This window comes from Bacillaceae bacterium S4-13-56, assembly GCA_040191315.1.
Classification (GTDB): Bacteria; Bacillota; Bacilli; order Bacillales; family JAWJLM01; genus JAWJLM01.
In genome coordinates this window covers 1-6825 of the sequence record JAWJLM010000098.1, presented here as the reverse complement: position 1 = coordinate 6825, position 6825 = coordinate 1, and the positions used below count along the sequence as shown (strand labels likewise).

Here is a 6825-nt window from a genome sequence, read left to right as displayed (position 1 = left end):
AGGAAACACGGTTCACGAAGTGAATCGATGTTGACTTATCGATGGAGAGGAGGGAACCGACTCTAGTCGATAGGGCGCTGGAGCTAGACAAATTTTATACTTTCTTATCTTGTAAGAAAAGCGCAAGCGCCCTTCGAAACAAGAAAAGCACTTGTTTCTGCGAGTAGCTTTCCTTTGTGCGATTACTCGGGGCAAAAACTTCGAAGATCACTCGATGAAGCTTTTCCGCTGGAGCTAGACAGATTTTTTTATCTTGTAAAAAAGCCTTCATCATTTGCGATGAAAGCTTTTTATGTTAAAATTGTGAACTAGTCTGTTCTTGAACGGTTTCGTACCATTGTTTAATATGTGATAAGATAGTAAAGCTTAAGAAAAAGTTCATTGCCAGTACGGAAATGGTTAAAGTGTAGTTATCGAAGTACAATACTTCATAGCCTTTCATATTCGCAACAATTGCAACTTGGACCATAAAAAATATTACACTTGAAATTAAAGAAACTGCTGTACGAATCATTTGTCTCCCCCCAAGAGATAAAATATATCGAATCCATTTGTTACCTTAACTATAATATATTTTCACAAAATGTTCAATTTTTTTACACAAAACTTTCGGTGAATATATATTGACAAAATTATGTGTGGGTGATCTAAAATGTATAAAATAGGTGAAAACATTACAATTGATCAGGCGTTCACAGACCGTCTACATTTTATTGATGTCCGATCTCCTTCCGAATATGCAGAATACCATTTGCCTCATGCCAAGAATTTACCTATTTTTTCGGATGAAGAAAGAAAAAAAGTAGGGACATTGTACAAGCAAGTGGGTAAGGATGTAGCTATAAAAGCTGGAATAGAGATATTTTCAAACAAAATGCCGTATTTTTATGATCAGCTAGCGGAGTGGTCAAAGGATCAAGTACCTATGGTTGTTTACTGTGCAAGAGGAGGTATGCGAAGTAAGAGTATAGTTTCCACTTTCTCTGCGTTGAATTTACCTTTAATGCAATTAAATGGAGGAATTCGCTCCTATAGAAAATGGATTGTGGACTACTTAAACCATGGTTCTTTTATTGATAAGCCATTTATTGTCTTGGAGGGTCATACGGGTACACTAAAGACAGATATTCTTGAACAATTACAAAATGAAGGATATCCAGTTGTTGATCTTGAAGGAATGGCCGGCCACAGAGGATCCATATTTGGTCATATTGGTCTTGAGCCTGTTAGTCAAAAGAAATTTGAAGCTAGATTATCTCATAGATTAGGGGAATTGGAAGCAGCACCTTTTATCATTATTGAAGGTGAATCAAGAAGAATTGGTAAAGTAGTTTTGCCAGAGATATTTATGAAAAAAAAGGAACAGGGGATTCGTTTGCATGTGGATATGCCACTAAAAGATCGTGTAAAGAATATTCTGGAAACTTATCCAGTAGAAAGAGATGAGGTAGCCTTTGAAGAAGCCGTTAACCACTTATCCAAGTATTTAACTCCCATTAAAAAGAAGCAAATCTTTGAAACTTTTCATCGGAAAGAATATGATGTACTTGTTGAAGATTTACTTATGTCCTATTATGATCCAAGATATTCTTATAAAATTGATGATGAATCACAAAAAATATCATTTTTCTATACGTCCTTTAGTGAAGGATATGGAATGATAAAAGATTGGTTAGATGAATATTTATTGAAGAAAAGTTTAACGTTACAAGAAAGAGGAGGTCATTAAATTGAGTGATGTAACCATCCTCCTTGCCTTTGGAGCTGGATTTTTATCCTTTATATCACCTTGTTGCCTTCCGCTTTACCCTGCTTTTTTGTCATATATAACAGGGATGAGTGTACATGATATAAAAAGTGAAAACGCCATGTTGAGAAGGAGAAGTTTATTTCATACCATTTTTTTCTTAATTGGCTTTTCAAGTATTTTTATTCTTTTAGGCTATGGAACTTCTTTAGTAGGAGAACTTCTTTTCCAGTACCAGGATATAATTCGATATATTGGAGCTTTTCTTATCATATTTTTTGGGCTGGTCATCGTTGGTATATTTAATTTTGAATTTTTATTAAAGGACCGTAAAATTCATTTTAAAACGAGACCGAGTGGTTATTTTGGAAGCGTCTTAATTGGGATGGCTTTTTCTATGGGGTGGACACCTTGTACAGGTCCAATCTTAGCTGCTGTCCTTTCCTTAGCTGCGACAGATCCAACAGCAAGTGTTCCAATGATGATTGCCTATTCTTTAGGATTTTCCATTCCCTTTTTAATCATGTCCTTCTTTATAGGAAAACTACAATGGATTAAAAGAAATAGCACAAGAATTGTGAAAATAGGTGGATATTTAATGATAGTAATGGGAATCTTTTTGTTTTTTGACTGGATGACTTTAATAACTTCTTATTTAAGTAATTTAGTTGGATTTCAGGGATTCTAGATTTTTTCATAAGAAAAGATTGTTTCCCCTTTGGAAACCCTATAAAATGTTAGTGTTAGCAGATTGAGTAAATTGTGAAAGGGTGTAAAAAATGGCTAGAACCAATGACTTAATTCTAAAAACAACAACATCAATTATAGCTTTTATTCTTTTAGGATTCTCGATTTACCTATTTTCAGCTGGTCATAACGCTCCGGGAGGGGGCTTTATTGGAGGATTGATGACCTCAGCGGCCATACTTTTAATGTATATGGCCTATGGATTTGAGTCTATGAAAAAGATTATTCGTTTTGATTATAAAAATTTTATTCTAGCTGGTTTACTAATTGCGGTACTCACTGGTTTTGGCTCTTTTTTATTTAACCAACCATTTTTGAGCCATACATTTGAATACTTTTATTTTCCTTTCTTTGGAAAGAAAGAGTTAGCGACGGCTGTTTTATTTGACTTAGGTGTCTATTTAACTGTAATAGGGGTCACAATGACCATTATACTTTCCATAGCGACGGATGATTAATTTGTTTTGGGGGAAGGGAGATATACCATGGCAAGAATTTTAATCGTAGACGATGCAAAGTTTATGAGGTTTACATTAGAAAACATATTACAAAAAGATAATCACGAGATTGTCGGAGAAGCTGAAAATGGACAGGAAGCTATTAGCAAATATAAAGAATTAAGTCCTGATCTTGTTACCATGGATATAACCATGCCTGGAATAAACGGATTGGAAGCGATAAAACAAATTTTAATGGTAAACCCCGATGCTAAAATCATTATGTGTTCAGCTGTAGGCCAACAAAAGACAGTGATGGAAGCAATTGAATTAGGAGCAAAGGATTTTGTTGTCAAACCTTTTGATGAATCAAGTGTTTTAGATGCAATACGTCGTGTTTTACGTTAAATTAGAAAGAGTTGATAAGTTTGAGTTTATGGGTTATTGCAAGTACTGTGGTAGCTGCAATGATGGCTTCCTTAATGATTTTTGTTCGGATGCGGGCTGCTAAAAAACCTTCTTCCAGAAAGAAAATTATTTTGCCCCCTTTATTTATGAGTACGGGTGCCTTAATGTTTTTACATCCTTATTTTCGGGTGACTTTTTTTGAGGTGCTAGAAGCATTGGTGGTAGGCATCATCTTTTCATCTGTATTAATTTGGGGCTCGCGCTTCGAAATAAAAGGGAAAGATATTTATTTAAAACCTTCAAAGGCGTTTGTTTTCATACTCGTTTTTTTGTTATTGTTACGTATTGTATTGAAGCTTATCGTTGGGCAAACGATATCTCCTGGAGAAACAAGTGGAATGTTTTTCCTTCTAGCTTTTGGCATGATTGTTACATGGCGACTTGCCATGCTATTTCAATTTATAAAGTTAGAAAAAAAATTAAAGGAACAACAACAATAAAAGCTCTCCCCAATGGGAGAGCTATTTATTTCTAAATATATTTTAAGCTAATCAAAAAGTTTTTCGTACTTTGATAGATCTATATTTTTTTCGTCTAAAGTTTTTCTTAAAAACTTATGATCTCTTTTCGGTGTTGCTTGAATATAACCTTCAATAATTAAATCTTGTGTGATATTTTTGTAGTTTCGTTTTATAGCTAATTCACCGATTTTACCAGCAATTTTAGAACGAGCAACATCTCTAAATAGCTCTGGTACAGGAGCTACTAATTCCTCAAGAAGCTTCTTTTCTTCGGTATCCCACATGTTTTTGGTTTGCTGAACATAATAATCTTCCCAATCCTGTATGGACTTTCCGTCTTCTTTCGGAAGTTTTTTGAAAAACTTTCGGAACATGAAATATCCACCTATAGCCAATAATACAACCATAACCATAATCCACAAAAATATAAAAACAGAAAATACCCCTGTCAATCCCATGTTTTCACCATCTTTTATACTTATTTCGTTAGTAAGATTATCACAAAACAGCTAGAGAGTCTATAATTATGATTAAATAGACCGTAATTATGTTATGTAAACTTATATTAAAATGGGCGTAATCAGCCTTATATTCCTCATTTACTAGGGTTAAAATTAACAGAAGCTGTGGAAGATCTTCCTGTATTCGCCTCTCCAACTAGTTCCCCTGAACAGAAACTCCTAATTCAAATGTTTGAAACAGACAACTTGCAATCAAAAGAATGGAAAAATCAATCGGAAGATGCAATTAGGAAAATTAATAGTGAATCGAACCCTTTCGATGTTTCCGCCTATCATAGATAGTAAATTAGGGTATCAAGGCGCATAGAACAAAACCTGATTGGTCATGACAACTTCCAAAAGAAGTCGGAACGAGAAGCTTGTTAGTATCTTAGAACCCCACTGCTTTAGCTGTGGGAGTTGTCAGTGCTACTTGATTTTCTTTAGCATCTTTTAGAACCTATGATGTCACCATGTGCATCTTGTAAACTGAATGTTGTATCAACAATCAATCCGCTATTGTTGATACTGTTTCAAGCGCTACTGTATTTACAAAAACATTCCAAGCATTATTAACTTATTAACATATGTTCTTGGCAGTATACGGTTCTACTTCTAGAACCATTCCTTTGCAATAAGGTCCGGGGTTGTTCCTTATTATTGCAGTTAAGATTCACTGTTAATTAATATTCATGTAGATTTTATTTTCCCGATAACAGGTGAAAGTCCTGCGTACGACCTTGTAGCGGTAAGTACATAGTCAAAAGCAAGGGTGTCCATGGTGACATGGAATCTGAATTATCCAAGGAAGATAATTATCCGAGAAGTTCTACGAAAAGCCCTGTTGTTATTAACTTTTAATGATTTTTTCTCGGATAATCAATAATCATCTTGTTTTATAATTTAAGTACAGCCGATTACTGGGCTGACATAATATAAAAGGAGATGGTTATCTTGAATAATTCAATACCCGCAGAACAGTTAAGTTCAGTCATTGAAGAAACGATGAGTGAGCTGACTACTCTCGGCTACCGATGTTCAACTATATCGGTGTATCAATGTGCTTTAAGGAAAATTACCACTTTTATGAAGGATCATAAAGTTCCTTATTATTCCCATGCAGTTGGTCAGGGTTTTCTTGAAAAACAACTGACGAAAACAGGATTATCGAAACGTTGGTATAACTATATAAAAACAGCTATCAGACGTTGGATGATTACATACAAAACAAACCATTTGTAACAATTCACACTAAACAAACTACAATTTGTCCAGATATATTTATTCCTGTTATTGATTCATATACGGCATATATGCAAGAAAAGGGATACAGCCCTTCCACTGTTGAAACCAGATGTATATATGCCAAGCAATTTCTCGATTCGTTAGAGAAACAATCAGTCACTGATTTAAAATTAATGAGGTTTATACACATAGGTACTGCATTTTCAAATATTAAGTCTAAGCAAGGGTTCTGTGAAAAACTGCCTTCTTTTCTTAAATACCTATATCAGAAAAGCGTGACTGAAATGGATTTTTCAAAAGCAGTCCCTAGGTATTCATCTATGGAAAAATTACCTTCCATATACACGGAAGAAGAGCTTATCCAGTTGCTGAACAGTATCGAAAGAATTTCTGGGATTGGGAAACGTAATTATGCTATCATGGCACTGTCTGTTTCCTACGGTCTTCGTGCAAATGATATCTCATCTTTGAAGTTTTCAGAAATCAGTGATGGACAAGTGGCATTCTTGCAGTCAAAAACATCCGTTAAGTATCAGATGAAATTGCTTGAAAAAGTGTCGGAGGCACTGCAGGATTATATCCAGAATGGAAGGCCTGATTCTGATTGTGATATATTTTTATTCGTAGTTCAGCTCCCTACAGAAAGCTTTCACGTAGCTCTATCTGGTCAATCGTTTGTACACATCTAATGAATAGCGGTATTAATATTGCTTCAAGAAAACGTGGTCCACATGCAATACGTGCGAGTCTGGCTACACACCTTGTCAATAATGATGTTCCTTACCATATAGTGCAGAAGATACTGGGTCATCAGGACCCTAATGCCACCAAACGTTATGCAGCCATTGATTTTAATAGATTAAGATCGTGTGCACTTGAGTGTCCAAAGCCATCGGGTCAATTTGCTGTATATCTCTCAGGAGGTACGTGGAAATGAGAACTTTCACAAATCCATTGAAAAATGAGATGGATTCATACATTGCCCTCCAAAAAAATGCAGGAAAGTATATTTCTCACATAGAAACAACCTTTGCTAGGTTGGATAAATATCTTATCGATTCAGGCAAATCTGAAAGAAGCCTAAATGAGGTGGACATCACGGGATGGATATCTACGCTACAGGTTACCCATACAACTAAAAAATCGAGGGCTTCGCTTCGTTAGATATGTGGACGATTGTATGATTATGGTCAAAAGTGAAATGGCAGCTAACCGTGTAA

At 35.2% G+C, this 6825-nt stretch carries 10 protein-coding genes; 8 read left to right on the top strand and 2 right to left on the bottom strand.

What is annotated here, in order from left to right; genetic code table 11:
* Positions 1-295: 295 nt before the first annotated feature.
* Positions 296-514, bottom strand: a complete 219-nt coding sequence (locus tag RZN25_16750; GenBank protein MEQ6378463.1) for a hypothetical protein — start codon at positions 512-514, stop codon at positions 296-298.
* Between the two features lie 138 nt (positions 515-652).
* Here RZN25_16750 and mnmH point away from each other — a divergent pair, with 138 nt between their 5' ends.
* The 5 genes from mnmH to RZN25_16725 all read left to right on the top strand — a co-directional run bounded on the left by mnmH (position 653) and on the right by RZN25_16725 (position 3839).
* Positions 653-1729, top strand: coding sequence for a tRNA 2-selenouridine(34) synthase MnmH (mnmH, locus tag RZN25_16745; protein ID MEQ6378462.1), 1077 nt, complete (start codon positions 653-655; stop codon positions 1727-1729).
* A gap of 1 nt (position 1730) precedes the next feature.
* On the top strand, positions 1731-2435 hold the full coding sequence (locus tag RZN25_16740; GenBank protein MEQ6378461.1) for a cytochrome c biogenesis protein CcdA: 705 nt from the start codon (positions 1731-1733) through the stop codon (positions 2433-2435).
* Between the two features lie 91 nt (positions 2436-2526).
* Positions 2527-2952, top strand: a complete 426-nt coding sequence (locus RZN25_16735) for a Na(+)/H(+) antiporter subunit B (protein MEQ6378460.1) — start codon at positions 2527-2529, stop codon at positions 2950-2952.
* 27 nt (positions 2953-2979) lie between these two features.
* Positions 2980-3339, top strand: a complete 360-nt coding sequence (locus RZN25_16730; GenBank protein ID MEQ6378459.1) for a response regulator — start codon at positions 2980-2982, stop codon at positions 3337-3339.
* A gap of 20 nt (positions 3340-3359) precedes the next feature.
* Entirely contained in the window at positions 3360-3839 is a 480-nt protein-coding gene (locus tag RZN25_16725) for a cytochrome c biogenesis protein CcdC (GenBank protein ID MEQ6378458.1), read from the top strand.
* 47 nt (positions 3840-3886) lie between these two features.
* Here RZN25_16725 and RZN25_16720 read toward each other — a convergent pair whose 3' ends face one another.
* The gene (locus RZN25_16720) at positions 3887-4318 is read right to left on the bottom strand and encodes a DUF2621 family protein (GenBank protein ID MEQ6378457.1); all 432 of its coding nucleotides are present in this window, start codon (positions 4316-4318) and stop codon (positions 3887-3889) included.
* A gap of 996 nt (positions 4319-5314) precedes the next feature.
* On the opposite strand from RZN25_16720, the gene RZN25_16715 reads away from it, so the two are divergent.
* From RZN25_16715 to RZN25_16705, 3 genes are all read left to right on the top strand, one after another.
* Positions 5315-5602 carry a hypothetical protein gene (locus tag RZN25_16715; GenBank protein ID MEQ6378456.1) on the top strand — a complete coding sequence of 96 codons (288 nt, stop codon included), beginning with the start codon at positions 5315-5317 and terminating at the stop codon, positions 5600-5602.
* Positions 5569-6294 (top strand): tyrosine-type recombinase/integrase, encoded by a 726-nt coding sequence (locus tag RZN25_16710; GenBank protein ID MEQ6378455.1) that lies wholly within the window; start codon positions 5569-5571, stop codon positions 6292-6294. Before RZN25_16715 ends, RZN25_16710 begins: the two co-directional genes overlap by 34 nt.
* Before the next feature lie 244 nt (positions 6295-6538).
* Positions 6539-6769: a hypothetical protein gene (locus RZN25_16705; protein MEQ6378454.1), complete on the top strand. Its 231-nt coding sequence runs from the start codon at positions 6539-6541 to the stop codon at positions 6767-6769.
* The last annotated feature ends 56 nt before the right edge of the window (positions 6770-6825 follow it).